Origin of the sequence: Salipiger bermudensis, from assembly GCF_017309175.1 — a bacterium.
Taxonomy (GTDB): domain Bacteria; phylum Pseudomonadota; class Alphaproteobacteria; order Rhodobacterales; family Rhodobacteraceae; genus Salipiger; species Salipiger bermudensis.
Genome location: NZ_JAEKJV010000003.1, coordinates 1 through 26,770 on the forward strand (window position 1 = coordinate 1; position 26,770 = coordinate 26,770).

23 protein-coding genes are annotated in these 26,770 nt (G+C 64.4%); 4 read left to right on the top strand and 19 right to left on the bottom strand.

All coding sequences use genetic code 11. The features are described 5' to 3' along the window. Positions 1-114: 114 nt before the first annotated feature. From JF542_RS04855 to hmgA, 5 genes are all read right to left on the bottom strand, one after another. On the bottom strand, positions 115-1,323 hold the full coding sequence (locus JF542_RS04855; RefSeq protein ID WP_207074945.1) for a helix-turn-helix domain-containing protein: 1,209 nt from the start codon (positions 1,321-1,323) through the stop codon (positions 115-117). A gap of 425 nt (positions 1,324-1,748) precedes the next feature. Beyond that, the gene (gene maiA / locus JF542_RS04860) at positions 1,749-2,378 is read right to left on the bottom strand and encodes a maleylacetoacetate isomerase (RefSeq protein ID WP_207074946.1); all 630 of its coding nucleotides are present in this window, start codon (positions 2,376-2,378) and stop codon (positions 1,749-1,751) included. A gap of 229 nt (positions 2,379-2,607) precedes the next feature. Continuing rightward, entirely contained in the window at positions 2,608-3,576 is a 969-nt protein-coding gene (locus JF542_RS04865) for an MBL fold metallo-hydrolase (RefSeq protein ID WP_007803098.1), read from the bottom strand. A gap of 17 nt (positions 3,577-3,593) precedes the next feature. Beyond that, entirely contained in the window at positions 3,594-4,835 is a 1,242-nt protein-coding gene (gene fahA, locus JF542_RS04870; RefSeq protein WP_207074947.1) for a fumarylacetoacetase, read from the bottom strand. 80 nt (positions 4,836-4,915) lie between these two features. Then, the gene (gene hmgA / locus JF542_RS04875) at positions 4,916-6,283 is read right to left on the bottom strand and encodes a homogentisate 1,2-dioxygenase (protein ID WP_207074948.1); all 1,368 of its coding nucleotides are present in this window, start codon (positions 6,281-6,283) and stop codon (positions 4,916-4,918) included. A 182-nt stretch (positions 6,284-6,465) separates the two neighbouring features. On the opposite strand from hmgA, the gene JF542_RS04880 reads away from it, so the two are divergent. Beyond that, positions 6,466-6,951: a MarR family winged helix-turn-helix transcriptional regulator gene (locus JF542_RS04880; protein WP_207074949.1), complete on the top strand. Its 486-nt coding sequence runs from the start codon at positions 6,466-6,468 to the stop codon at positions 6,949-6,951. Positions 6,952-6,970: 19 nt separating this feature from the next. Here JF542_RS04880 and JF542_RS04885 read toward each other — a convergent pair whose 3' ends face one another. The 4 genes from JF542_RS04885 to JF542_RS04900 all read right to left on the bottom strand — a co-directional run bounded on the left by JF542_RS04885 (position 6,971) and on the right by JF542_RS04900 (position 12,525). Further along, a complete protein-coding gene (locus JF542_RS04885; RefSeq protein WP_207074950.1) occupies positions 6,971-8,059 on the bottom strand; it encodes a substrate-binding domain-containing protein in 1,089 nt (362 codons plus the stop codon). Between the two features lie 101 nt (positions 8,060-8,160). Then, entirely contained in the window at positions 8,161-9,669 is a 1,509-nt protein-coding gene (locus JF542_RS04890) for an aldehyde dehydrogenase family protein (protein ID WP_207074951.1), read from the bottom strand. Between the two features lie 68 nt (positions 9,670-9,737). Next, complete coding sequence (locus tag JF542_RS04895; protein WP_207074952.1) at positions 9,738-10,844, bottom strand: substrate-binding domain-containing protein; 1,107 nt, start codon at positions 10,842-10,844, stop codon at positions 9,738-9,740. A 94-nt stretch (positions 10,845-10,938) separates the two neighbouring features. Beyond that, positions 10,939-12,525, bottom strand: coding sequence for a GMC family oxidoreductase (locus JF542_RS04900; RefSeq protein WP_007803086.1), 1,587 nt, complete (start codon positions 12,523-12,525; stop codon positions 10,939-10,941). Between the two features lie 462 nt (positions 12,526-12,987). On the opposite strand from JF542_RS04900, the gene JF542_RS04905 reads away from it, so the two are divergent. Both JF542_RS04905 and JF542_RS04910 read left to right on the top strand, forming a co-directional pair. Further along, positions 12,988-13,806 carry an IclR family transcriptional regulator gene (locus JF542_RS04905; RefSeq protein ID WP_207074953.1) on the top strand — a complete coding sequence of 273 codons (819 nt, stop codon included), beginning with the start codon at positions 12,988-12,990 and terminating at the stop codon, positions 13,804-13,806. A gap of 4 nt (positions 13,807-13,810) precedes the next feature. Further along, positions 13,811-14,626, top strand: a complete 816-nt coding sequence (locus tag JF542_RS04910; RefSeq protein WP_207074954.1) for an IclR family transcriptional regulator — start codon at positions 13,811-13,813, stop codon at positions 14,624-14,626. A 162-nt stretch (positions 14,627-14,788) separates the two neighbouring features. Here JF542_RS04910 and JF542_RS04915 read toward each other — a convergent pair whose 3' ends face one another. Then, positions 14,789-15,886 (bottom strand): alkene reductase, encoded by a 1,098-nt coding sequence (locus JF542_RS04915; protein ID WP_207074955.1) that lies wholly within the window; start codon positions 15,884-15,886, stop codon positions 14,789-14,791. 476 nt (positions 15,887-16,362) lie between these two features. Between JF542_RS04915 and JF542_RS04920 the strand changes: the two genes are divergently transcribed. Then, entirely contained in the window at positions 16,363-16,842 is a 480-nt protein-coding gene (locus JF542_RS04920) for a nuclear transport factor 2 family protein (RefSeq protein WP_207074956.1), read from the top strand. A gap of 97 nt (positions 16,843-16,939) precedes the next feature. Here JF542_RS04920 and JF542_RS04925 read toward each other — a convergent pair whose 3' ends face one another. From JF542_RS04925 to JF542_RS04965, 9 genes are all read right to left on the bottom strand, one after another. Further along, positions 16,940-17,689, bottom strand: a complete 750-nt coding sequence (locus JF542_RS04925) for an SDR family NAD(P)-dependent oxidoreductase (RefSeq protein ID WP_207074957.1) — start codon at positions 17,687-17,689, stop codon at positions 16,940-16,942. Between the two features lie 31 nt (positions 17,690-17,720). Further along, positions 17,721-18,497 carry an SDR family NAD(P)-dependent oxidoreductase gene (locus JF542_RS04930; protein WP_207074958.1) on the bottom strand — a complete coding sequence of 259 codons (777 nt, stop codon included), beginning with the start codon at positions 18,495-18,497 and terminating at the stop codon, positions 17,721-17,723. A gap of 33 nt (positions 18,498-18,530) precedes the next feature. Further along, positions 18,531-19,505, bottom strand: a complete 975-nt coding sequence (locus JF542_RS04935) for an ABC transporter permease (RefSeq protein WP_207074959.1) — start codon at positions 19,503-19,505, stop codon at positions 18,531-18,533. A gap of 4 nt (positions 19,506-19,509) precedes the next feature. Beyond that, a complete protein-coding gene (locus JF542_RS04940; protein ID WP_207074960.1) occupies positions 19,510-20,487 on the bottom strand; it encodes an ABC transporter permease in 978 nt (325 codons plus the stop codon). Continuing rightward, the gene (locus tag JF542_RS04945) at positions 20,487-22,028 is read right to left on the bottom strand and encodes a sugar ABC transporter ATP-binding protein (protein WP_207074961.1); all 1,542 of its coding nucleotides are present in this window, start codon (positions 22,026-22,028) and stop codon (positions 20,487-20,489) included. The genes JF542_RS04940 and JF542_RS04945 overlap by 1 nt, the downstream gene beginning before the upstream one ends. 72 nt (positions 22,029-22,100) lie before the next feature. After that, the gene (locus tag JF542_RS04950; RefSeq protein ID WP_207074962.1) at positions 22,101-23,174 is read right to left on the bottom strand and encodes a sugar ABC transporter substrate-binding protein; all 1,074 of its coding nucleotides are present in this window, start codon (positions 23,172-23,174) and stop codon (positions 22,101-22,103) included. Positions 23,175-23,246: 72 nt separating this feature from the next. After that, complete coding sequence (locus JF542_RS04955) at positions 23,247-23,762, bottom strand: nuclear transport factor 2 family protein (RefSeq protein ID WP_007803074.1); 516 nt, start codon at positions 23,760-23,762, stop codon at positions 23,247-23,249. A gap of 477 nt (positions 23,763-24,239) precedes the next feature. Beyond that, positions 24,240-24,869: a response regulator transcription factor gene (locus JF542_RS04960; RefSeq protein ID WP_207074963.1), complete on the bottom strand. Its 630-nt coding sequence runs from the start codon at positions 24,867-24,869 to the stop codon at positions 24,240-24,242. After that, positions 24,866-26,659 (bottom strand): sensor histidine kinase, encoded by a 1,794-nt coding sequence (locus JF542_RS04965; RefSeq protein ID WP_207074964.1) that lies wholly within the window; start codon positions 26,657-26,659, stop codon positions 24,866-24,868. The genes JF542_RS04960 and JF542_RS04965 overlap by 4 nt, the downstream gene beginning before the upstream one ends. Positions 26,660-26,770: the final 111 nt, after the last annotated feature.

A 26,770-nucleotide genomic window follows, 5' to 3' on the forward strand; every position in this document is an offset into this window, starting at 1 on the left:
CCAACATCCCACACTGTGCTCCCCGATGACCTCGGGGGCATCATCCACATCAGTGTAAGGGGGTCATTTTTGGACGCCGATCACCCCGCTACGGGGTCAATTTTGCATGCCGGTTCACACCTCACGGCCCCGGACGATGTCTACGACCACGGGCCCATAGGTACCCCAAACCGACAGGAAACACATCATTCCGGTTTCGCCGGACAGCTCGCCGATCAGCTTTCGCGCACTCTCGAACGCATCGTAGCTGTGAAGGCGTACCAGCAGCAATTCTGCGGCCACCGGCCCGAGACGATACCGTGGCGAGCCGGGGACCTTCTCCACCAGTCCGGTGCGCCGCAGGCTGACCAAGTAGCCATGCGCCTTGGCCGGAACGAGCGCGGCGTCGCTGCACACGTCCTTGAGCTTGCGCGGCTCGGGCGAAAGCGCCATGGCGGATAGCAGCCGCCCTGCAATCTCGGCCGATCCGACGCCGCGGCGGTCTTCGGGCACCGACGCAGCCTCCTCGGCTGGCTCCATAATCCCGGCAGGCAACTCGGCGAACACCGCAGGCTCATCGCGCGCAGCGCGCAGGTCTCTGGAGATCTCCTCCGCAAGATCCGCCACAGACCGTCGAGGCAGTCCCGACGTGCTTCCGACGATGGTCATGACGCAAAGCAGCCGCTCGCCCTCATCGAGGACCGGCACGGCAAGACCGTTGATCCCGGGAAAATAGGCATCCTGAACGAAGCTGTAGCCGGTCTCGTGAATCTCGGAGATCATTGCCTCAAGCGTGGCGCGCTCCGGCACATCGCCAATGCCCGGGACATCCGTGCGGGCCTCGAATTCGTCCTCGGCGCGGTCGGCCACGCGGGGATCGTCCGACAGCGCGAGAAAGACCCGCCCCGTGGCGGTGCCGGTCACGTTATAGACCGTTCCCGGCCGAAGGTTGAGATTGAGCGAGCTGCGCGATGGGATGACCTTGGCTACGGTCGGCATCTGCCCGGCCCAGAAGACGAGCGCGACCAAGAGGTCACGCTCTGCTGCGATCCTCTGCGCCAGTGGCAGGACACCATAGGACTGGCCAATCATCTCGAGCCGGCATTGTCCCAGTCGCGCCGCCAGCGGCCCAATGGCATGACCTTTCGCATCGGCGTCGAGTTCGAGCAGCCCGAGACGTTGAAGGCTCGTCAGATACGGTCGCAACTGAGCTGGCTGAAGCCCGGACGCGGCCGCGATCTCGACCAGGCCCGGCCGCTCGCCCAGTCCGGTCATGCTTCCAAGGATGGTGCCGAAGATCTCAACCGATTTGAGGCCGCGGCCAAGATCGTCCTCAGCTTTCATCTCTTCCTGCGCCTCATTCCGATCCTTGTGGTCCGACCTACTGCACCAGCCGGATCAGGGACAGGGTGAGCTCCGAAAAAACTCAGCCCCCCGAATGCAACCGAGAGGTGCCTCTTGAGGGATGTCGCGAAGCCAATGGAAGACGCGCCCGGACATGGGCGCCTCGCTCCACTGTCGCGCGCCGACGCCCTCGGCGCCGACGCGAAAGTTTCGCGGCTGGTCGACATGGCTTGTATCGCAAAGTGTCGGCACAATGCGGCGAATCAATTTCCATATGGCGAATTACTGACAGCCTGACACTCTCACCGAAAGGAAGACACCTCCTTCCTCTGGACAACCTTCATGACCCTTGCCAACGCCCCTGCAAGGGCTGCCGATCTGCATCAGCGCTTGCGGCATTCTCATGCCGGTCCAGCGCCCTCGTACTACTCGGGCATGACCGCGTCGGGATGCGCGGCCTGAAAGGCCGGCAGATTGGCGCAAGCTGCCGCGACGCGGGTGATCTTTGGAAGATCAGACGTGTCGACCCCCCAACGGTCGGCGTTATAGAGCTGCGGGATCAGAGCGAGATCGGCCTGCGTCAGGGACGCACCCATGCAGAACGGCCCCGCCTCATCCAGCATTCGCTCGATCGCGACGAGCCCCGGACGAATGAAGTGCTGCATCCATTCGGCGCGAGTCTCGTCGCGCCCCGTCAGCCTTGCGGCATGGGCCGCCACCCGCAGGTTGCACACCGGGTGTATTTCGCAGGCGATGGCCTGAAGTACGGCGCGCATGCGCGCCGCCTGAGCCGGATCCGCGGGTCGCAGCGACAGTCGCCCGGTGTCCTCGAGGTAGTCGAGGATAGCCATGGACTGGGTCAGTCGAAGCCCATCGATTTCGAGAACCGGGACAAGCGCCTGAGGGTTGCGCGCCACGTGGGCGTCCTCGCTTTCGTCACCGGCGACGAGATCGACCGGCACAGCGCTATAGGACAGATCCGCGAGGTTCAGTGCGATACGCACGCGCCAACTGGCGGTGGAACGCCAGTAGTCGTAGAGGACCACGTCAGTCATGGGTGTCTCCTGGCAAAGGGGTCAAAAAAGGCCCCCGGCAAGAGGCCGGGGGCCGAAACAGCGCTGCCCCGGACGGAGCGCGCGCTGGGGAGAGATCTTGGGAGCACACTTGTCGTTGCGGTCCCATTGGGCCTGTCGGGCGACCCCAAGCCGATTGGACCGGAAGCCGCCCGTACAAGCCGGAAAGAGCCTTGCAGTGGCCCCGGCAGGCTGGCGCCGGGGCGGGCAATCAGCCTTGAAGGTCGGCCCACATCTGCTGGTCGCGCTCGGCGGTCCAGACGCGCGGCGTGTCGATGCCGCGGGCTTCGTCATAGGCCCGACCGACGTTGAACGGCAGGCAGTGCTCGTAGATGGCGTAATCGGCAAACTTCGGATCGCACTCAGCGCGCACAGCGTCCCACGCCTCCTTGAGCGAGCCGCCACGGGCCACCACGCGCTCCACCGGCTTGTAGGTCGAGCGCACGAAATCCGCCGTGCTCTCGAGCGCTGCGGCCACCGCCGCATCGCCGACCAACGCATCGCCACGGCCCGGCGCGATGGCCTTCGGCTCGAAGGCTGCGATGTTTGCCAGCGTTTCCGGCCAGTCTCCGAAATGCCCGTCGCCGCAGTAGCAGGCCGAGTGATATTCGACGATGTCGCCAGTGAACATCACCTCTTGATCCGGCACCCAGATCACCGCGTCTCCGGCGGTGTGGGCACGCCCCAGATGCATGATGTCGACGCGACGCTTGCCAAGATAGACCGTCATGCGGTCGCTGAACGTCGTCGTCGGACGGGTCAGGCCGGGGATTTCCTCGTGTCCCTGGAACAGCCGCGGGAAACGGCCGAACTCGCTGTCCCAGTCCTCTTGCCCGCGCTCTTCGACCATCGCCGCGGCGGTGTCGCTCATGATGATTTCGCGCGCGCCATAGGCCGAGGCGCCGAGCACCCGAACCGCGTGGTAATGCGTCAGCACCAAGTGCGAGATCGGCTTGTCGGTCACCGAGCGCACGCACTCAATCACCTTCCGTGCGAGCCGCGGCGTGGCCTGCGCCTCGACGATCATCACGCTCTCGTCGCCGATGATGACGCCGGTGTTGGGATCACCCTCGGCGGTAAAGGCGTAAAGCCCCTCGCCCACCTGCGTGAAGCTGATGGTCTTTTCTTCCATGTCGCCTTGCGACGCGAAGGCCTTGGTCTTTGTGATGGTCTCGGTCATGGTCGGGGTCTCCTCCCTCAGTCTTTGATCCAGTCGGGCTGCGGCACCGCGGGCAGAACCTTGCCCGTGCTCTCACCGAAGCCGATACGATAGCCGTCGCCCTGCGCGGCACCGCGCAGCGTCAGCGTGTCTCCATCCTCAAGGAAGCTGCGCGTCCCGCCGCCGGGCAGCGCAAGCGGCTCCTTGCCGCCCCAGCTCATCTCCAGCAGCGATCCGCGGCTGTCCGGGGTGGTGCCCGAGATGGTTCCCGAGCCCAGCAGGTCGCCGGTGCGCATGGCGCAGCCGCTGCTGGTGTGATGGCAAAGCTGCTGCGCGGCGGAGTAGTACATCTCGGAATAGTTGGTGCGCGAGATCACGACCTCTTCACCGCCCTCGGGAGCCAGCGCGACCTCGAGCGCGATGTCGTAGAGCATCGGGCCGGGTTCGGAGAGATATGGCAGCAGCTCACGCTCACGCTCGGGCGTCGAGATGCGGAACGGCGCCAGCGCCGCGGCGGTGACGATCCACGGGCTGATCGTGGTGGCGGTGGCCTTCGACTGGAACGGACCCAAGGGCTGGTATTCCCAGGCCTGGATATCGCGCGCTGACCAGTCGTTGAGCAGCACATAGCCGAAGATCATCTCGTCCGCCTGCGCCACCGAGACCATACCGTCCGAGGGCGTACCGACGATGGCGCCCATCTCGAGCTCGAGATCGAAGCGCCTGCAGGGTGCGAACTCGGGCAGCTCCGCGTCAGGCGCCTTGAGCTGGCCCCAGGGGCGACGCACCTCGGCGCCCGACACCACCACCGAAGACGCGCGGCCATTGTAGCCGATGGGGATCGACAGCCAGTTCGGCGGCAGCGCATTCTCCGGCCCGCGGAACATCGAGCCGACGTTGAAGGCGTGGTTCTTGGCGGCGTAGAAATCCGTGTATTCGGTCACGGCGAAGGGCATAAGCAGCGCCACCTCAGCCAGCGGCACCAGACCCGGCTCCACCGCAGCGCGATGCGCCTCGTCGCCCAGCAGCTCGATCAGCCGCGCGCGCAGCGCGGCCCAGACCTCGGGGCCGGCGGCCATCACCGCGTTCCACGACGGCGCCGCGAAAAGCGTCGGGTCGAGCCCGTGATCGACGGCGCCCACATCGAGCACGTAGTCGCCGATCGCCACGCCCATGCGCGCACCCTTGCCATCCTCGAACACGCCATAAGGCAGGTTGTTCAGCGGGAAGTCGCAGTCCGGCGCATTGGCCCCCGCGACCCAGCTCGTCATCAAGCTCATCAAAAGTCCTTCCGGGGCCGCGGCCCCTGTTCATCAGTGCGTGAGTGCGGCGGACACCTTGGCCCGCCGCGCTCCAGGCCTCAGTCCCAGTTGCCCTCAGGCGTACCGTCGAAGCGCTTTTTCAGGCTGTCCCAGCAGTCGATGTAATCGTCCTGCAGCGGTGCCTCGGTTGCGGCGAAGCGGGTCAGGTGCTGCGGGAAGCGGGTCTCGAACATGAAGCTCATGGTGTTGTCGAGCTTGCCCGGCTCGAGCTCGCCGAAGCTGGCCTTCTCGAAGGCTTCGTTGTCCGGCCCGTGCGGCAGCATCATGTTGTGCAAGCTCATGCCGCCGGGCACGAAGCCCTGCGGCTTGGCGTCATACTCGCCGTAGATGTTGCCCATCATCTCGGACATGACGTTCTTATGGTACCAGGGCGGACGGAAGGTGTTCTCGGCCACCATCCAGCGCTCGCGGAACAGGACGAAATCGATATTTGCGGTGCCCTCCACGCCCGAGGGCGCGGTCAGCACGGTGAAGATCGACGGATCGGGGTGATCGAAGAGGATCGCCCCCACTGGGCAATAGGTCCGCAGGTCGTATTTGACCGGCGCGTAGTTGCCGTGCCACGCCACCACATCAAGCGGCGAGTGCCCGATCCAGGTCTCGTGGAACTGGCCCTGCCACTTGATCACCACCCGGCTCTTCGCCTCGCGATCCTCGAAGGCGGCGACCGGGGTCTTGAAGTCGCGCCGGTTGGCCATGCAATTGGCCCCGATCGGGCCGCGGCCCGGCAGGTCGAACTTCTGGCCGTAGTTCTCGCACACGAAGCCGCGCGCCGGACCGTCGATCACCTCGACCCGGTACACAAGGCCGCGCGGCAGAATGGCGATTTCCTTCGGCTCTAGATCGATCACCCCAAGCTCGGTGCAGAAGCGCAGCCGGCCCTCCTGCGGCACGACCAGAAGCTCGCTGTCGGCCGAATAGAAATACTCATCCTGCATCGATTGCGTGACGAGGTAGATGTGGCTCGCCATGCCGACCTGCGTGTAGACGTCTCCAGCGGTGGTCATGGTGCGCATGCCGGTGAGCCAGGTCAGACTGGCCTCGGAATGCGGCACCGGATCCCAGCGGTACTGGCCAAGGCTGATCACGTCGGGATCGACGTTCGGCGCGCTCTGCCAGTAGGGCACGTCGATCTTCGCGAAACGCCCGGTGTGCTTCACCGCCGGCCGGATGCGGTAGCACCAGGTGCGCTCGTTCTGATGGCTCGGCGCGGTGAAAGCGGTGCCGGAGAGTTGCTCGCCATAAAGACCGTAGGCGCAGCGCTGCGGGCTGTTCATCCCCTCGGGCAGCGCACCGGGCAGCGCCTCGGTTTCAAAATCATTGCCGAAGCCGGGCATGTAACCCTCGTGCAGGGCACTGATACCGGGCGCACGGATCATTCCTTGGGGCAGGTCCTGTCGGGACATCTGAGTCTCCTTTTTCAAGCGACTGGCGGTCACGCCAGAGCAGAACATGATCTTGTTGCTAATGCAACCACTATGCGAACTTGTTATCTATTACCTAATTATGAGAGGCGAAGAGTGCGGTTGCCTTGGCAGGTCTGTGTCGGCATTCTCCGCCCACGCAGCCGCAAATGAAGGAATGTCCCTTGCCCGCCGACGATCGCCAGTCCGAAACGACCTCCTTCGATCTCGAACAATTTCTTCCCTTCATCCTCAACCAGGCGGCAGAGGCGACGGGCCGCGCCTTCCAGCCAGCCTACCGAGAAGGTCACGGGCTCAGCCGAACCGAGTGGCGGGTGCTGGCCATTACCGGGCGCTACGAGCGCCTCACGGCCCGCGACATCTGCGCCATCGCCCACGAAGAAAAGAGCCGGGTCAGTCGGGCCGTCGCGGCCCTGGAACGCCAGGGTCTGATCCGGCGCGAAGCGGACAGCCGGGATCGGCGCTCTGACACCCTCATGCTGACCTCAGACGGATCCGCGCTTTACGCCCGGATCGGCCAATCCGCGATCGCCTTCGACCGCGTGCTGCGCGAAGCGCTGACCCCCGAGGCCGAGGCTGCCTTGCGGCAGCTTCTGGAGCGGATCACCCGGATCGCGGAGGACATGCCCGAGGGGCCGGGGCGAGGCTGAGCGCCCCGCCCCGCAGGACTCACTGCGAAAACAGCGCCTCCATTTTCTCAATCGGCAGCGAGGACGACAGGTCCGCATCCGGCGGCATCGCCGGGTCGCAGAGTGGGTCGAGCCCTTCTTCGCTGTTGGCGAAGGGGAAAGCCACCAAGGCGCGGGGTTCGGGATTCTCGATGCCGTTGCGCGCCGCCAGCGCAGCGCGAAGCGCGAAGCGTACATCGGCCGTCGTGCCGCTGAGCGCGAGTTGCGGCCACGCTTCACCTGCGGCCTTGGCGTCCGTCCACTTGCACGAATATTCGTTGTTGGTGGCGATGAAGGCCATTGCCGGCACGTCCAGACCAGCCGCCTCATAGGCTTTCACGGCAGCGAGGCTTGTCACCCCGTAATCCGACGCGATCGCGTCAATGTGGTCGTGTTTTGCAATCAGACCGGCCACGGCCTTCTGTGCATCCGCGGGATTCCAGTTGGTGACGATGAAATTGTCGTCCAGCAGCTCGATCCCGGGATAGCCCGAAAGCCCGTCCTTGTAGCCGTCGAGGAACGTCACCGACGAGGCCGAGCCAGCCAGCCCTCCCAGGAAGACGGTCGTGCCCTCGCCCAGGGTCTCGCCAACCCATTCGCCGAAGATCCTGCCCGCCGAGAACGCATCCTCATAGGGGTTTGCGGCATAGTCGACGCCGACCCGCCCGCTGAGGTCCGAGAAATACGGCACCATGGTGGTTCCGGCCATCTGCGCATTCCGATAGGCGGGGATCGCTGCATCGCCGAAATCGGTGTAGCTGATGATGATCTCGTAGCCTTGCGCCACGAAGCCGTTGATAGCGGCGTTGTAGGCCTGCACATCGCCGCCCGCTTCGGCGTAGGTGACCTCGCCGATGTTGTCGCACTTGCCGGCCTCGTCTTCGAGCTCGGCAAAGGCCGTGCGACGCCACGAATTGCCCCCGTAGCCATCGATCAGCGCCACGCGCAGCGGCTCCTCGCCACACAGCGGTGCGATGTCCGCATGATCGTTCACATAGGCGAAATCCTGAGCCATCGCGCCCCCCGCGACGTGCGCGGATACCAGCGCGGTTCCGGCGACGAAAGCTGCCTTGCGGCCAAATCCGGTCATTGTCTTCTCCTCCCGTTGACACGCCGCTTGGCGCCGGTCTCCTCCTGACGCGGCGGCGGCATACAGTGGGGGCGCCCAAGCATGGCCGCCCCCGTGTTCGATCAGCCGATCTTCATCGCGACTGTCTTCTGCTCGGTGTAGATGTCCATCGCGGAGCGACCCATCTCGCGGCCCCAGCCCGATTGCTTGAAACCGCCCCAGCCCATCGAAGGGTCGATCATGTTGTGGGCATTGACCCAGACGGTGCCCGCGCGAATGCGTCCGGCCAGCCCATGCGCCAACTTCAGATCGTTGGTCCAGATGCTTGCCGCAAGGCCGTACTCGGTGTTGTTGGCCTCGAGCGCCAAGGCCTCGATGTTGCGCGAGTCGATCTTCATCGCGCTGATCACCGGGCCGAAGATCTCCTCGCGGTAGACGCACATATCGGGGGTCACATCACGCAGCAGGGTCGGCTTGACGAAGAAGCCATCCATACCGGCATTGCCGCCGGTGACCAGCTGCGCGCCTTCCTTGAGGCCGGTGTCCAGCAGGCGGTTCACCCGCTCGAACTGCTTGGCCGAGATGATCGGACCCATGTTCGTCGCGGGGTCGAGACCATGACCCAGCTTCAGCGTTTCCGAATAGGCGGCGACACCCTCGATCACCCGGTCGTAGACATCCTCGTGGATATAGAGCCGCGTGCCCGCCGAACAGGCCTGCCCGCTGTTGAGGTAGACCGCCTCGGCCACCTGCGGGATAGCAGCGTCGATGTCGGCATCGGGGAAGACGAAGACAGGGCTCTTGCCGCCGAGCTCGAGGCTCACCCGTTTGAGATTGCCGGACGCGCCGCGCACGATGGCCTGGCCGGTCGCGGTCGAGCCGGTAAAGCCGACCTTGTCCACGTCGGCGTGATCGACCAGCGCCGCACCGATCTTGCCGTCACCCGTGACGATGTTCACCACGCCCTCGGGAACGCCTGCCTCGCGGCAGATCTCGGCGAAAAGCATCGCCGACAGCGGTGTGTCCTCGGCCGGCTTCACCACCACGGTGCAGCCCGCGGCCAGTGCCGGTGCCAGTTTCCAGGCCATCATCAGGAAGGGCACGTTCCAGGGCAGGATCTGAGCCACGACACCGACCGGCTCACGCGTGGTGTAGGTGTGCCAGTCGCCGGGCAGGCTGACGGGCAGCGTGTCGCCGTTGATCTTGTTGGCCCAACCCGAGAAATAGCGGAAATGCTCTGCGGCACCGGCAATGTAGCCGTTCTTGACCACGCCGTAGGGCGAGCCTTCGTCGAGCGTATCAAGCTCCGCAAGCTGCACCGCGTGTTTGTCGATCAGTTCGGCGATGCGCCACAGCAGCTTCACGCGCTCAAGCGGTTTGGTCGTACGCCAAACGCTGCCATCAAAGGCCTTGCGGGCCGATGCGACCGCAAGGTCGACGTCGTTCGCGGTCGCGTCGGCGACATTCGAGATCACTTTGCCGGTGGCCGGATCGACGACGTCGCGGCGGCCGCCCTCGACAGATTCAACGGACTCGCCGCCGATGAAGAGCTTGTGCCGCTGGCCGAGAAAGCTCCGGGTTTCGGTGCTGATGAAATCGAGCGGATTGTCGAAGGAGAAGGGCTTGTTCATGGGAAGTCTCCCTTTTGAAGGTGTCGCGGCGGGCGCCCCGGAAAAGGGGGTGCCCGCGTCTGGTTGGCTTACTGGGCGAAGAGCGCCTGCAGCTTCTCTTCGGGCAGGAGAGACGAAAGGTCGGCATCCGGCGGCGCCGTGTCCGAACATTTCGGCATCGTGTCGGTGGTGCTATCGGCATAGATGTAGGGGACCACGCCGAGCGGCTCGTCGATCTCGATCCCGTTATGCGCCGCCAACGCCTGGCGGAGCGCGAAGCGGATATCTGCCGTGGACCCGTCGAGCGCGAGATATTTCCAGCCCTCATTCGCGGCGACGGCTTCGGTGTACTTGCAGTTCAACTCGTTGCTGGTGGCGATGGTCGCCTGCGCGGGAACCGCCATTCCGGCCTGCTCGAACGCCTTGACCGTGGCCAGCGTTGTGACACCGTAATCCGAGGCGATGCCGTCGATCGTGTCGCCATACTTGGCGATCAGCCCCGCGGCGGCCTTCTGCGCGTCAGCCGGGTTCCAGTTGGTGGCAATGAAGTTCTCGTCCAACAGGGTCAGGCCGGGGTGGGCCGCTAGGCCTTCCTTGAACCCCTTGAGGAATACCGCCGACGAGGTCGCACCTGCCGGACCGCCGAGCATCAATACGTTGCCCTCTCCCTCGAGCGCCGTGCCGAGCCACTCGGCGTATTGCTCCCCGATGGCAAAGGAGTCCTGATAGGGGTTCACCGCGTAGTCGAAGCCCGGGCGCCCTGCGAGCTGGTTGAAGTAAGGCACCATGGTCGTTCCGTTGCCATTCGACATCCGGTAGGCCGGGATCGCCGCATCGCCAAAATCCGTAAAGGCGAGAATGATCTCGTAGCCTTGCGTGGCATATCCGTTGATGGCGGCGTTGTAGGTCTGCTGATCGCCGCCCGCGTCGGTGTGATCCTCGACCGTCACGTTCGGGCAGGCGGCCGCTTCATCCTGCAGCTCGGCGAAGGTGATCTTGCGCCAGGTGTCGCCACCCCAGCCGTCGACCAGCGCCACGCGGATCGGGTCGGTGCCGCAGAAAGGCGCGATATCGACCCCCTGATCGACACGGGCCGGGCCCGCATCCTGAGCAAGTACAGCGCTCCCGAGAACGGCTGCGCCGGCGCAACCGGCCAAGAGGCGTGCGGTCGAGCGGGTGATGATGGAATTGATCATTGGATTCTCTCCCCGTCGTGGGACGTATCTCCTCGCTCACGGCCACCGGTGGCGGCCGCGCGAGGTGGTGTTGTCTGAAGCAGGCGGCTTGCGCTCAGGCGGCGGCGCGGATCATGTCCGATGCCTTCTCCGCGATCATGATCGTCGGAGCGTTGGTGTTGCCGGAGGTCAGTGTCGGCATGATCGAGGCATCCACGACCCGCAGGCCTCCGATACCGCGCACGCGCAGTTCGTCATCGACCACCGCCATCTCGTCCGAGCCCATCTTGCAGGTGCCGACCGGGTGATAAACGCTGTTGCAGTCGTTCTTGATGTACTCATCGAGCTCGGCGTCGGACACGACGCCCTTGCCCGGCGCATACTCGTCGCCCCGGATGCTGTCGAAGGCCGGCTGCGCAAGGATGTCGCGCATCATGCGCAGACCTTCACGCAGGACCCGCAGATCCTCCGGCTCCGAGAGGAAGTTCGGATCAAGCTCGGGCAGCTGGAGCGGGTCAGAGGACTTTGCCATCACCGTGCCACGGCTCTGCGGGCGCGAAATATTATAGTAGGGCATGCAGCCCTCAACATTGATGATCTCGCGTCCGTGGTCCTTGTACATGATGTTGTTGAAATGAACCTGGATGTCCGGCGCCTCGAGCCCCTCCCGGGAATTGAGGAAGGACATGACCTCGACGCCGTGACCGGCTACCGGCCCCTTGCCGGTGGTGTAGTACTGAAGCAGCGCCATGGCCGCGGCGTAGGGCTTGGTCTGACCCAGAAGCGACACCGGTTTGGACAGGCCCTGCTTGACCGAGCTCGCGAGGTGGTCCTGAAGGTTCCGGCCGACACCGGGCAGCTCGTGCTCGACCTTCACGCCGATGCGGTTGAGGTGCTCAGGATCGCCAATGCCGGAAATCTGAAGCAGGTGCGGCGAGTTGAAGGCGCCACCGCAGAGGATGACCTCCTTGTCCGCATAGACGGTCTTCTTGCTACGCCCCTGCACGAACTCGACGCCGACCGCGCGGCCGCCCTTCATGATGATCCTGGAGGCCATCGCGTTGGTGTAGAAGGTCAGGTTCTTGCGCTTCTTGATCGGGGTGATGTAGCAGCGCGAAACGCTCGAACGGATCCCGTCGCGGACGGTGCCATCGCAGGGGCCGACGCCGTATTGCTCGCCGCTGTTGAGGTCTTCATTGAACGGATAGCCCGCCTGCATGCAGGCATCGCGCCACGCAACGCAGGGCTCTGCCTGAATCGGATTGCGGGTCGTGGCGAGAGGCCCGTCAAATCCGTGGACCTCTTCCTTGCCGCCACCGCCCCAGTTCTCGGCGCGCATCATGTAGGGAAGGATGCTGTCGTAGTCCCAGCCACGGTTGCCCATCTGCGCCCAGCGGTCGTAGTCGCTCCGGTGGCCGCGCGTGTAGATCATGCCGTTCACCGTCGAACAGCCTCCGACGCTGCGGGCGCGCGGGACGAACATCACCCGGTTGTTGACGTTCTTCTGCGGGACGGTGTGATAGCCCCAATCCAGCGCAAGCGTCTGCATAAGCCGGAAATAGCCCATCGGCATGTGGATCCAGGGGCTGCGGTCCCAGCCGCCCGCTTCGATCACTGCGATTTCCGCGTTCTCGTCCTGGCTCAGGCGATTGATAAGCACGCCTCCGCCGGAGCCTGCACCGATGATGATGTAGTCAGCCATTTTTTCCTCCCGCCCCGCCAACGCAAGATGGCCGGGCCTTTGCCTTCTGCGCCCCGGCGTTTTCGACGGGGCGCCTCCTCTGCCCCAATATTTGCCATCCACAAAACTCTTAGTCAATAATGAATCTATTATCTCGCGCCCTCTGAACTGGAGGCTCCCGGCAGATCCTTTGCATAAGGGCGCTGATCTTCGGCAAAACCCGCCTGTTACAGCCCTCAAATCGCTGGCGCCGAACCGTCTTCGGTCAGCAGTTGACGACCTCGCAAGTGCTGAGGCCGCTCTGCGTCAGGTCCGTTCGGCGCCGGATTTCTGGCGAATCGGTCACCTCACCGCGAAGAACACCACCACAGTTCGGGCGAAAAGAGTTTTCCGTCGCGCGCAATCGCGGTATCAAGCTTCAAGCCGATCATTCGGCGTGGGCCCGTCCCCTCAGGACGCGGCGATAGGAAAGGAGAGGCATGTATGCGTCAGGGCGCGCGCGGCATTCAGTCGATCGAGGTTAGCGGAAGGATTCTCCGGGCTCTTGTCGAAACCTGTCAGCCGATGATGCTCAAGGAGCTCGCCCTCGCTGCCGACCTCGCCCCCGCGCAATGCCATGCGTACCTGACCAGCCTGCGCCACGTCGGCCTCGTGCACCAGAACCCGTCGACGGGGCTCTACAGCACCGGATCATTTGCCATGCGGCTCGGCATCGGGTGGCTGCGCAGCAGCCCTTTGGTGCTCGAAGTCTCGGAAGAGATTAAGAAACTGTCTGACAGCCTCAGCGTGATGTCGGTGCTCGCGGCCTGGAGCACGGGCGGGCCGACCATCGTCCAGATCAATGCGAGCGCCTGGCAAAGCGCGCTGAACGTGCGGCAGGGCACCACCTTCTCGGTCGCCGGAACCGCAACGGGACGCATTTTTGCGGCTTTCGGCGAGTCGCCCGAGATCGAGACGCAGATCGCGGCGGAATTCGACAGGGATACTCCGCCGGGATCGATCGGCACGATATTGGAACGCGCGGAGTTCGAAGCCCAACTCGAGACCACGCGGGAATATGGCTACGCGATCGCCGAAGGCACCCCGATCCCGCGGACCAACGCCATTTCCGTGCCGATCTTTGATGCCGAAGGCACTCTGCAGTTCGCCGCGGGCCTCATCGGCCCGGACGAACGGTTGCCGGTCTCGCACGGATCGCCTGCCCAGGTCGGCCTGCTGGAGCTGTCCGAACTGATGCGCAAGCGGATCAGGGCCGGCGGCATTGCCGAGACGCACGACGCCCAGCTTACAGAACGGAGCTGACACGATGCCCCCCACCACGAGCAAGCGAAAGTCGACCGAGCCGAAATCCGAGGGGCGCGGCGTCCAATCCATCGAAATCGGCGCACGTCTGCTGTCGGCCCTGGTCGAGGAAGTCGAGCCGATGATGCTCAAAGACCTCGCGCAGGTGGCCGGCTTTGCCCCCGCGCAGGCGCATGCCTATCTGGTCAGCTTCCGCAAGACGGGCCTGGTCGAGCAGGACGCCGACACGGGGCGCTACCGGCTTGGACGCTTCGCGCTCGATCTCGGCATCACCAGCATGCGCACGACCGACCCCATGGCATTGGCCGGCGATGCGATCACCGAATTGTCGGAACGCACCGCCCTGCACGTTGCACTCGTGGTCTGGGGCTCGTTCGGGCCGACCGTCGTCTCGGTCAAGGAGAGCGGCGGGCAACTCAACATGAACACTCGCCCCGGCACGGTTTACTCGATGGCGGGCACAGCGAGCGGCCGGATCTTCACGGCATTCCTGCCCGATGCCATCGTCCGAGATGCCATCGCCAGCGAGAAGCGTGAGCGAGCCGACAGCGGCCGGGTCGGGACGGCGCGCTTCATGTCGCGCAAGGAAATCGACCAGATCCGCGAGCAGGGCTATGCCACGGTCGAACAGCCGCCCGTTCCCGGGATCTCGGCCTATTCCGCGCCGGTCTTTGACCACTCCGGACAGCTGGTCATGGCGATCACCATCATCGGGCAGGACTATTACCTCGAAGCTCACGCCGAGGATGAGTTCATTCCCGCGCTGATCGAGGCCGCCCGAGGCCTGTCGACCGAGCTCGGCTACACGCACTCAAGGTGACGCGGCCCTTGGCGGGCCGCCTGAATGGAAACCGCGGCCGCCGAAGAATCGGCGACCGCAGCTGACTGCTGTTCACATGCGCGTCGGGCCAGTGCTCCGACGTATCGAGGAGCAAGCGAAGGGCTGCCTACGCCAAAGCCCTCCGCCCGAGCGCAATGCGCCTCAGCTCGCCATCGGGTAGTCGATGTAGCCGGTCATGCCGGGGGTGTAATAGGTATCCGGGTTGCCCTCGGCAAAGGGGATGCCCTCGGCCACGCGGCGCACCAGGTCGGGATTGCTGACGAAGGCGCGCCCGAAGGCGACGAGATCCACCCGGCCGGCCTCGAGCTCTTTCTCGGCACTCTCCGGCGTGTATCCGGCAGCCGCGATGAGCGGACCCGAGTAGAGGCGCCGCGCGGTGTCGATCACCTCGACATCCCGACCCGAGGCTTCCATCTGGATGTTGCCGCTCACCACCGGTCGGATGACGTGCACATAGCCGACACCCATCTCTTCGCAGAGCTTCAGCATGGCTTCGTACTTGGCGTTGGGGTCTTCGTCCTGGATGTCGTTGAACGTGCCATAGGGCGACATGCGCACACCGATGCACTCTTTCGGATAGACCTCCATCATCGCTGTCAGCACCGCGCGCATGAAATTGAGCCGATCATCGAGCGACCCGCCCCACTTGTCGGTGCGCAGGTTCGTGTTGGTCGAGGCGAACTGATCCACGAGATACCCGTTCGCCGCATGAAGCTCGACCCCGTCGAACCCGGCCTTCTTGGCGTTGGCGCAGGCGCTGCGATAGGAGTCGATCACCCACTGGACATCCTCCTCGGTCATCTCCTTGGGCACCGGGTTCTCGACGAGATCCTCTGCCGTGTCGGTGTAGATCGGCAGCCCGGGCTGGACCGCCGACGGCCCCATGGGGAAGCAGCCGTCAGGCTGGTTGTCGGGGTGCCCGATGCGGCCGCAATGCCAGAGCTGGATCAGCGCCTTTGCGCCGCCCGCGTGGATCTGCGACACGATCTCGGTCCAGCGCTCGGTCTGCGCCTCGCTCCAGATGCCCGGCGTGCGGGGGTAGCCCGTGGCCTCGGGACTCACCTGGGTCGCCTCACAGATCACAAGGCCTGCGCTATTGCGCTGACCGTAATACTCGGGCGCGCGCTGGTTCGGACTGAAATCCGCCTCGGCGCGATTCCGCGTGAGCGGGGGCATGACGATATGACTCGTCAGGTCCCAGGGGCCAAATTTGGCGGGCGACAGCAATTTCTCATACATCGAATTCCTCCCTCGAAGAGCGCTCCGCACAATCGCGAGCGAAGCTTGCCGGCGATATTATTTCAGCACGAGCGTTAGTCAATCCCGAATCCGTACACGTGACACAAACTTCTCGCTTCCAGACATTGGCACGCTTATGGGAGGCTTTCACCTTTCGTTAGGAAGATAAATTCCATTTCAACTGCGACATCAGAAATTTCGGCACCTCAAGGCCAAGCACAAGTGTTTTCCATTGACGACTCGTTTCGTTTTATGTGTTCTGAATAAGGACCGCGAAAACCCCTTTTTTCGGCCCACCCGGAAGCGGCACGACAACTCGTCGCTGGCCATGCCCGCAGAGACGGTCGGCCTGACGTCGTAGCGGCCCTTCCGGAGATCACGCCCGGACGGACGGCAGGGAGGAGGAGGCATCGCGCAGCCTGGCCGTCCCCGAGCGGATTTTCACCCCAAGCGATGCCGCAGAAATGGATAGACCCATGACCACCGACACCCTGACGAGAGACACCCAGAGCACCGAGGCCGCACTGCGTCGCCTCCTGGACATCGAGGAAATCCGGGCTCTGCGCGTGCGCTACAGCAACGTGCTCGACACCGGCAAGATCGACGGCTTCGACGACGTCTTCACCGAGGACGCCGTCCTGTCCGTCACAGTGGGGGACATGCAAGGAATTAACGCGATAAAAGAAGGGCTTAAAGGGGCGTTCGACCTTTATAACTGGAAGCAGAAAGACAGCCATCCCTTCATGCACGCGGTGACGAACCATGACATTCGCATCACCGGCCCAGACAGCGCCGAGGGCCAGTGCTACCTTCTGGATTTCGTCACGGGACGCGAGGCGGACCAGCATCCGCTGCTTCTGGTCGGGCTCTACGTCGACAAATACGTGCGTGAGAACGGCGCCTGGAAGATTTCGCACACCCGGCTCGACGTGCCCTGGGGCAGCACCGACGCGTGAGCCCGTGGCGCCCGGCCTCCGGGCGCCACCGAGAACGCCGAAGGGCGCCGGACCACATCAGGTCCGGCGCCTTTTTTCTCGGCTCGACACAATGACGTCAGGAGGCCTGCGCGAACAGATCCGGCATGCCGCCTGTCTCTCCGCCGTCGGCAACGAATTCCGCACCGGTGGAGAATGAACTGGCATCGCTGGCCAGATATATCACGAGGTTTGCAATTTCATCCGGCTGACCCATGCGCTTCATCGGGACATGGTTAAAATTCGGATACAGATCTTCAACCATATCCGTATCTATATTCCCCGGATGAACCGAGTTTACTCGAATGCCGTGGCCCGCCAATTCCACTGCGGCGGCCTTGGTCAAACCCCGGATCCCGAATTTCGAAGCCACATATGCAGATACGCCGCCAAATGCCTTGAGGCCCGCAGTGGAGGATATATTGATAATCGATCCGGAGCCTTTTCTTTTCATAACGGGAAGCACGGCGCGTATCCCCTTGAAGGCCCCGCCGAGATTGATTGAGAGCACTTTCTCCCACTCCTCGTCGCTGCAGGTCTCGATATCCGAGAACCGCAGGATACCGGCATTGTTGACCAGGACATCGATCTGCCCGAACCGGGCGACCCCGGCGGCAACCGCACCCTCCCAGTCCTCGGACCGGCTCACATCGAGAGGCACCGCCAAGGCACGTGCATCACCCAGTTCCTCCGCCAACGCTCGCACCTCATCGTCGAGCACGTCCCCGAGGATCACGCGGGCCCCCGCCTCGGCGAAACGGCGCGCCTCGTGTGCGCCCATACCGCGCGCCGCGCCACTGATCAGAACCACTTTTCCTGTCACATCCATGTCTTCTCCTTCCCCTGCCACACGCGGCCGCCTACTTGATGGTCCAGCCGCCATCGGCCAAGAGCACCGCCCCGTGAACGAAACTCGCCTCTTCGCTCGCCAGGAACAGTGCCACATTCGCCAACTCTTCGGGTTGGGCGTGACGGCCGGCGGGAGCCTGACGCAGGGCGTGGACCACCGGCAGGTTTTCGTTGTTGAGGATCTCCGAGGTCATCCCGGTCTCGACCGCGCCGGGCGCGACGGCGTTCACGCGGATCCCCTTGGGAGCGTATTCCAGCGCAAGCTGCCGGGTGAAGCCGACGACGCCATGCTTGGCTGTCGTGTAAGCGATGCCCCCTCCGCCCGCGATAAAGGCCGCGATAGAGGCAACGTTGACGATGGCGCCGCCACCCGCGTCGATCATACCGGGGAGCAGCGCCTTCGAGACCAGCCACATCCCCTTGAGATCGACGCCCATGATCCGGTCCCAGAGCGCCTCGTCCGTGGTCAGCGCATCTGCATAATCGTCGAGAATGCCCGCGTTGTTGAACAGCACCCGGACCGGGCCGAGGCTGTTCTCGGTGGCACGTGCAGCCTCGGCGATGCTGGCGCTGTCCGAGATGTCGACGGTAAATCCTTCGGCGGTGCCGCCAGCCGCCCGGACGGCTTCGACGGTTTCGGCGATGCGCTCCGGCACGATGTCCCAGACCGCGACGTTAGCGCCCTCCCGGGCAAAGATGCTGGCGGCCGCGCGGCCGATGCCTGAACCGGCGCCGGTGATGACGGCAGTCTTGCCAGCCAGCCGGCCCGTTGTGGTCGTGTCAGTCATGTCTGTCTCCGTGAAGTTGGTTTGGGCGGGCCGTCAGGCCCGCGCCCTCAGCGAATAGCGCCGCACTGCATCGGCGACCGGCGACTGTCCGTTCACGAGGTCCACCCCGAGGAAGGCAAGCAGGATCAATCCGGTGGCAAGGTTCGCTGCCCAGTTGGGCGCGCCCAGAAGTTGCAGCCCCGACAAGAGCACTTGCAGCGTCAGCACCCCGATCAGAACGCCCAGCATGCTGCCACGCCCGCCATAGAGGCTCACGCCTCCGATCAGCGCGGCGGTCACTGCGGCGAGCAGAACCGTCTCGTAGCTGCCCGGTGTCGCGCTGCCGCCCTTGAGCGAAGCCAGCGCCCCGGCCAGCGCCGCAAGACCCGCGGAGGTGGCGAAGCTCAGGACCAGGGGCCGGGTCTGCGGCACGCCCGCCGCCCGGGATTCCTTGCGTGAGCCGCCGATGGCGAAGATCTCGCGCCCCGGCCGGCTGTAGCGCAGCAGCAGGCCCGTCAGCACCAGAACGCCGATCATCAGCAGGCTGAAGGGCGAGAAGATCAGAAGCATCCTTTCGCGCAGCGCCATCGAGATGCCGAGGTCCGAGAGAGCCAGCGACAAGGTCCGTTCGTCGGAGATGACATAGGCAAGGCCACGAATGCCGATAAACGTGCCCAGCGTGAACACCAGAGACGAGATCTGAAGCCGCGCGATCGCATAGCCCTGCAGGATGCCGTAGAGCACCGCCGGAACGACCGCCGCGATGATCGCGATCACAAGCCCGTGGCCCGACATCATGATCGCCACAAGCCCCGCGCATGCGGCGACCGAGCCGACCGAGAGATCCAGCTCACCTGCCATCATGTTGACCGCAAGCCCGGCCGCGACGATGCCCAGCATGGCCGAGGATTCAAGGATCGCATAGGCATTGCCGGTGGTGCCGAAGTTGGTCACGCTCGCCGCCATGGTGGCATAGACGATCACCAGAAGCAGAACGCGCTGCAAGAGTGGATTTTTGAGGAGGGTCATGGTTTCAGGCTCCTTTCCGGCGGCCAGCGATGTGGAAGCCCGCGACGATCAGCACGATGAAGGCCCCGGTGATCAGCGTCCGCACACCCGACGACCAGGCGAGCAGCAGCATGTAGTTTTGCAAAGTGGCGATGAAGACCGCCCCCAAGGCCGCGCGGAACGGAGATCCCTTGCCGCCCTGGATTGCGGTGCCACCGATCAGCACCGCCGCGATGACGTCGAAATCCACCGCTCCGAAGCCGGCCACCCGCGCCTTGCTGAACTGCGCCGCCTCGAAGACGCCCATCATGGCGGCGGCGAGACTTGCGATGATGAAGACGAGGATCGTGATCCGCGACACGTTCAAACCCGAGGCGCCCGCCGTCGCGCGGTTTGCGCCGATCAGGATGGTCTCGCGCCCGAAGCGGGTCTTGTTGATGACCCACCAAGCCACCGCAACGGACACGAGGAAGGCCCAGGTCTGTGTCGGCACGCCAAGAATGCGCCCGTTCCCGATCCACTCGACCACGGCACTTTCAATGGCGATGTTGCGCCCGCCGGTCGTCAGGCCGGCGAGACCTGCAAGAAGCGCCCCTGCCCCGAGCGTCGTGATGATCGGGTTCGCGCCCATCGAGATGATCGCCCCCTGCACCGCGCCGATCGCAACGACCGCCAGCAGCATGACAGCCACCGCCAGCCCGAACGGCAGCCCCTGCGCCATCAACACGGCCATGAAGACACCGGCGAACATCGCCGTCTGACCGAGCGCGAGCGAAAAGAACCGCCCCGAGATCGTGATGAAGGTCGCCCCCATCGCGACGATGCCGGACATTGCGGCCGCTCTCAGGATCGCCAGTCCGTTCTCGGGTGTCAGGAACGCCGGGTTGAACCAGCCGCCAAGCGCCACGAGGGCGACCACAGCGGCCGCGAGCAGGATGAGCTTCAGCAGCCTTCGGCTGCGCGGGGGGTGTATCTGACTGATCTGCATGGTTGAATCCGACATCAAGCCGCCTCCTCTTCCGGGTGGGTGATGTCGCGCACCAGCTCGTGGCTGGTGACGCGGGTGGGATCGACGACGCGCACCTGACGACCGCGGTACATCGTGACGACCCGGTCGGCGAGGCCCTGGACCTCGTCGATGTCCGACGAGGCGAAAATGATCGCCATCCCCTCTTCCGCAAGACGCCGCAGATGGCCGTAGATCTCGGCGCGGGCGCCGACGTCGACGCCGCGGGTGGGCTCGGACACCAGCAGCACGCGCGGCGCGATGCCGAGCCACTTGCCAAGGGCGACCTTCTGCTGGTTACCCCCCGACAGCGCACCCACCTTGTACTCGGCCCGACTGCCGTCGATGGCCATCTGGGACGACACCTCGGCGGTCAACGCACGGATTCGGCGCCGGTTGACCAGCCCGCCGGGCGACACGCGCCGCATCGAGGGCGAGATGATATTGGTCGAGACCGGCAGCTCGGCAAAGATGCCATCGAGTTTTCGGTCGCTCGAGCAGTAGGCGACGCCGCGCTTCATTGCCTCAGGCAGGCTATGGGCCCGCGGGAACGCTCTGCCATGCACCTCGATACTGCCACCTTCGACAATATCCGCACCGGCAATCGCCCGCAGCAGAGCCTCCGAGCCTGAGCCGATCTGCCCGGCGATCCCCAGGATTTCACCCCTGCGCACCTGAAGGTTCTGCGGCAGCGGCAGTGCAGGCGTGGTCACGCCCTGCATCTCGAGCGCGATCGCGCCCAGACTTGAGGCGCGATGCGGGAACATCTCCTCCAGCGGACGCCCGATCATCTTCTCGATGACCTTTTCAAGCGTCATGTCCGACACATTCACCGGCGGGCTGCTCTGACCGCTGCGAAGCGTGGTGATCCGATCGGCGATCTCGAACACCTCGCCGAGACGGTGGGTGACGTAAATGATGCTGTGCCCCGCCCGCGCAAGGCGGACGACCATCGCCTTGACCCGCTCGATGTCGGAATCGTTGAGCGCGGCAGTGGGCTCGTCGAGGATAAGGATGCGCGCATCCGTCGCCAGAAGTCTGGCAATCTCGATCAGCTGACGCTCGGCAACCGCGAGTGTTTCGACCCGCGTGGACGGATCCAGGTGATGCAAGCCGACCGCCTCGAGATAGGGCCGCGCCTTCTTGGCCAACCGTTTGCGGGTCCAAGGGCCGCGGAACGGCACGCCGCCGAGAAAGATGTTCTCCGCAGCGCTCAACGCTCCGATGACGCTCAGCTCCTGTTCGGCGACGGCAATGCTCGCCGCGTGTGACAGGCGCGCGCTGCCGAGGCTGAACGGCTTGCCGTCGATGCGGGTCTCACCGCTGTCAGGCGTGTGCAGACCTGCGAGCACCTTGACCAGCGTGCTTTTTCCGGCGCCATTCTCACCCAGCAAGGCCATCACCTCGCCCTTGCGCAATTCAAAGTCCACACCCCGCAGCGCCTTTACCGCGCCGAAGGATTTGGAGATCCTCTTCATCTCGAGGACCACGTCTCCCGGCCCCTGTCCTGTCATGTTCATCATATCCGCTTTCGCCATGCGACGGGCACACCGGTCCTGGCTCGGGCCGGCGGCCTCGTCGCTTCACTTCGGGAAAATGTCAGTTGAAGTTCAGTTGTAGTCGCAGAGTTCCGAGGCGCTCTTGCCCCAGATCTTGGTCTGCTCGTAGGACGCAGGTGAACCATCCAGCATCGTGTTCGGCATGAAGTTCCATTTGTGCGGCGGCTCGTCGATCGACGGAGGCGTATCGGGCGACAGGTTCGTCTCGCCATCCACGACCTCACCGGTATTGAGGTAGGCCGCCAGTGCCCACATTGCGGCAGCGCCCTCGATATAGGGCGACTGGATCGAGGTCCCGACCAGCTCGCCGTTCATCACCGCCTCGTTGGTGGTCGCGTTCATGCAGGTCCCGCCAACGAAGAGCGCGTCCTTGCCCGGCTCCAGCCCGCTTTCCTTTGCCGCGCGCATGGCCCCGTAGGCGAGCGCATCGTTCACACCGTAGACCCAGTTGAACTTGCCTGCATTGGCGGGAATGATCTGGGAGCCGATGGAATAGCCCTCGTTCTCGAGAAAGCCGCCCGAATTGACGTCCGCGAGGATCGACACGCCATCGGGAAAGCTGCGCGCCATCTCGTCGCGGAAACCCTGCACGCGCTGCTGAGCCGCTGTGTGTCCGGCAACGGTGTTGACCACGAGCCCGTCGCCGAGGGTCACGCCCGCTTTCTCCGCGCCCGCGACCAGCAGCTGAGCCGCATTGACGCCCGAGAGGTAGTCGTTCACGCCGCCATAGGCGACGAAAAGCGCACCCTGCTCGGCCGAGGGCACCTGATTGAGCAGCACAAGCGGGATCTCCGCCGACGTGATCGCCAGCTCAGAGGCGACGGCCGCAGCACCCGAGACCGGGTTCAGCACGATGCCCAGGGGATCGCCACCCGTGGCCAGCAGCTGCTGAATCGCCGCGTCCTGCTGTTCCTGGGTCGCGGATTCGACGTAGGTCAGGTCCCAGCCGAATTGTTTTGCCACATCGGCGGCCCCCACGGCGTTTTGCCCGAAATAGGGGTTTTCGCGCGACTGGCCGAACATCACGATCGATCCACTGTCGGGCAGCTCTGCCAGCGCGGCACTGCCGCCGAGCGCAAGCGCCATCGTTACCGCGCCAGCGCGCAGTTTCTTGCCGTTTTCCATTGGTCTCCTCCCTCTTGGAAATCGTATTTCGCTGCCTTTGCGCGGCCCCCTCCGAGCCAGCGCCTGGGCGCGTCATCCTGTCCTGCGTGTGTCCTCCCAGGCCACGCGCAGCCGGGTCAGGGTCAGGCTGGCGATCCGCCACTGGCCACCGATCTTCCGGTACGTCTCGTCGTAATGCCCGAAGCCGTGCATGACCTCGTGGCCGTATTCGAGCCTGTCATAGAGCGTCCAGCGCCCCGAAGCCGCATCGGCCGACTGAAGCGTGATCAGCGGATCATGGCCTTGGTGGACCGACACGATGCTCCCGACCGCCTGCTCGATGACCTTCGCGGTGGCTGCGCCTCCGATGACAACCCAGGCATCCGGGTCCGCATCGGCCTCGGTGACGCCGTGGTGCCCGACGTGATGCTGCAACTCGCCACCAAAGTCGACGCGCGCGTCCTCGGTGAAGATGTCAATGATGGCGGGCCAGTCCTTGGTGTCCACCGCGTGGAAATAACGGGCCTTGAGGGCTCGGATCTCTTCGAGCGCGACAAGGCGTGCAAGATCGTTCACCGCCGAGGCGGTGATATTGGACTGTTCCGTCATGAATTCCTCCCGTTTTACCGGCGCTGGACGGGGTCACGTCACCTGCGCTGGTAGAACAAACTTTGTCATTTAACGAAGCTGTTCGTCAATACATAACTTTTAGTCGCAACCTTGGCGGCATGATTGCCGCAGCCGCATCTGGGATAATAAACTGTAAATTATCGTAAATTTATTTTCTTACTGTTTGGAAAAATGTAAAATTTCGTCGCGATGAGCGAAGAATCGGCCACATTCAGTAAGCGGCGAAGCGGGGCAAGTGTGTGAACCGCTGACCTATATCGCCGCCCTGGCCGGAGTGACACGACACATGACGCCGGGCACGTGATGAGCCCCTCTTACCGGTCGTCTCGCTGACTGTCCTCATGGTCAGGAAGCCCTCACGTTCAGAGCTTCGCCACAACGTCATTTCCGGTGCGCGATCATGACCTCACCTGGCGCGACCGGTTTTCGTCGAAACGGGAGCCCTCTTCGCCCATTTCAGGGGGCGTCGATCCGTCGCGTGACGCTGGCGCGCACGAGCTCGGCAATCGTGCGCATGCCCATCTTCTTCATCACCCGCGCCCGGTGGACCTTCACCGTCTTCTCGGCAAGGCCGAGATCATGGGCGATCTCCTTGTTGAGGCTGCCCGAGACCACCGCGTCGAGCACTTCCGTCTCGCGCGGAGTCAGGCTCTGCAGCCGTTCCTCGTAGCGCGCGGTGCAGTGCGTCTCGGCCTGCGTCTGTCGGGCCAGCGCCTTCGCGGCGGCAAGCGTTGTCAGCAGCATGCTCGGCTGCACCGGCTTGGTGAGGAAGTCGAACGCCCCCTCCTTCATCGCCCTGACCCCCATGCCGATGTCGCCGCGTCCGGTCAGGAACACGACGGGAAACTCCGGCTGGAGCGCCGCGACCCGCTCGGCAAGCTCGAAGCCATCGAGCCGGGGCAGATACATGTCGAGGATGGCGCACCCCGCAACCGCCGGCTCGAAATCGTCCAGGAAGGACTCGCCGCTCGCATGGGGATGCACGTCGAATCCGCCGGCCCGGATCAGCCGCGCCAGGGCACGGCGCACGCTCTCGTCGTCATCGACGAGATGGACGACGAAGGGCTCTTCGGATGGCGCGTTCATGGCGCCGGCAGGGACAGCGCAACCCGCGCCCCGTCCCTTGTGCTGCTGACAAAGCGCAGCGATCCGCCATGCGCTTCGGCGATGGTCTGGCTGATCGACAGCCCCAGTCCCATGCCCTGGACCTTGGAGGTCGCGAAGGGCTTGAAGGGATTGTCCCGCAAGGCCTCGGGCAGGCCGGGCCCGGTGTCGGTCACCGAGAGCACGCGCTGATCCTTCGGACCCAGTCCGGTCTCGATGATCATATGCCGGGTCTTCTGGTCGGCCATCGCATCCGCCGCGTTGATGACGAGGTTGAGCAGCACTTGCTGCAATTGCTGGACATCTCCCTTTACCATGAGGGAATTGCTGGACAGTTTCAACTCTAGCGCGATCTTGCGCGACAGAATTTCGCTGCTGACAAGCCGGACGGTCGATCTCACCACCTTGTTGAGATCCGTGTCCTCGAGGCCAGCACTGTCGCTCGTCATCAGACGCCGCAGATTGATGATCACGTCCGCCGCACGCTGGTCGTCATGGGCGATGTCGCGCAACACCTCTGCCAGCTCGGCGAGGTCCGGAGCCGGCTGGGCGAGCATCGCGGAGCCTGCCTCGGCATTGGCGAGGATTGAGGTCAGGGGCTGGTTCAGTTCGTGCGCTATCGCACCGGACAGCTCGCCGAGCTGGGCGATGCGCGACAGCCTCGCCATCTCCATGCGCCGCCGGGCAAGCTCCTCGGCATTCCGGCGCCGGCGGCGCTCCATGATGATCAGGGCGGCGATGGTGCTGGCCTGGAGCAGGATGATCGCCAGCGCCAGCAGGATCTCCAACCGGTAGCGTTCCCAGATGCCCGGATCGTAATAGAGCAGCCGGCTGTCGGGCGGGCGCAGCTCGGGATCGAGATCGTGGCGCCTGAGCTGCCGCCAATCGAGTACCGCCGACACCGGCACCGACACCGCTTGCCTTGCGCCGGACGGGTCCTCGAGGACCCTGAGCGCCTTTTCCGCGATCGCGGCGCCGGTGTCCTCGAAGGTCGAAAAGCTGCCGCCCACCACCCCGCGACCGATATTGGAGCTGTAGACGCCGTAGGTTGGTGCGGCGGACACCTCGGCAATCGTGGCCAGCGCATCCGCCGGCACGAAGCGGCGTCCGTCGGCATCCTCGAAGATCGTCAGCCCGATCAGGATGTCCGAGGGATCGAGCGCCGCCGCCCGGTCCCGGAAGCCTTCCAGCGACAGATCGGAGACGAACGCGATCTCGATATCGGAGACATCGGCGAGCGCCGCTTCCGCGAAGGATTTCCAGCTTCGGTCAAACTCGGCCGATCCGGTGAAGATCACCGCGCGCTGCGCCTCCGGCTGCAAGTGCCGCGCCAGCTCGAAGGTGCCGCGCAGGTCAAATCTCGACACCACCGCATGCAGGCCCTCGACCTCCGCGAACGCTTGCCGGGTGGCCTCGAGAATGCCCCCGTAGACCACCGGCACACCGGGCGCGATGCGCTCCCTGATCCCGACAGCCAGGGGCACCGCCTCCGGGCCGATCGTCATGATCAGGTCGATGGTCTGGTCGCGGTATTTCGCATCCAGCGCGTCGATGAAGCGTTGCGTGTCGAGGGCACCGGGGAAGCGCTGCGCGTCGCGGTATTCCTCGTAGATCTCGTATCTCGAGGTCCTCTCGGCCCCGGAGAAGACAGAGCGTATGCCCTCCTCCACCGCGACGTTGGCCGCGAGCGTGCTGGACCCGGAGTAGATCGCGAGGACCCTGAGCTGGGACGATGGCCGGCCTTCCTGAGCCCAGGCCGCAGACCACCACAACAGCGCGACAATGCCAAAAAGGGCACACCTGCAGGCGCGGGCTGACATGGTCTGTCTTATTGTCTCGGCGAAGCTGCGCAGCTTTGCCCCCAAAAGGTCGAATTCAAAAAT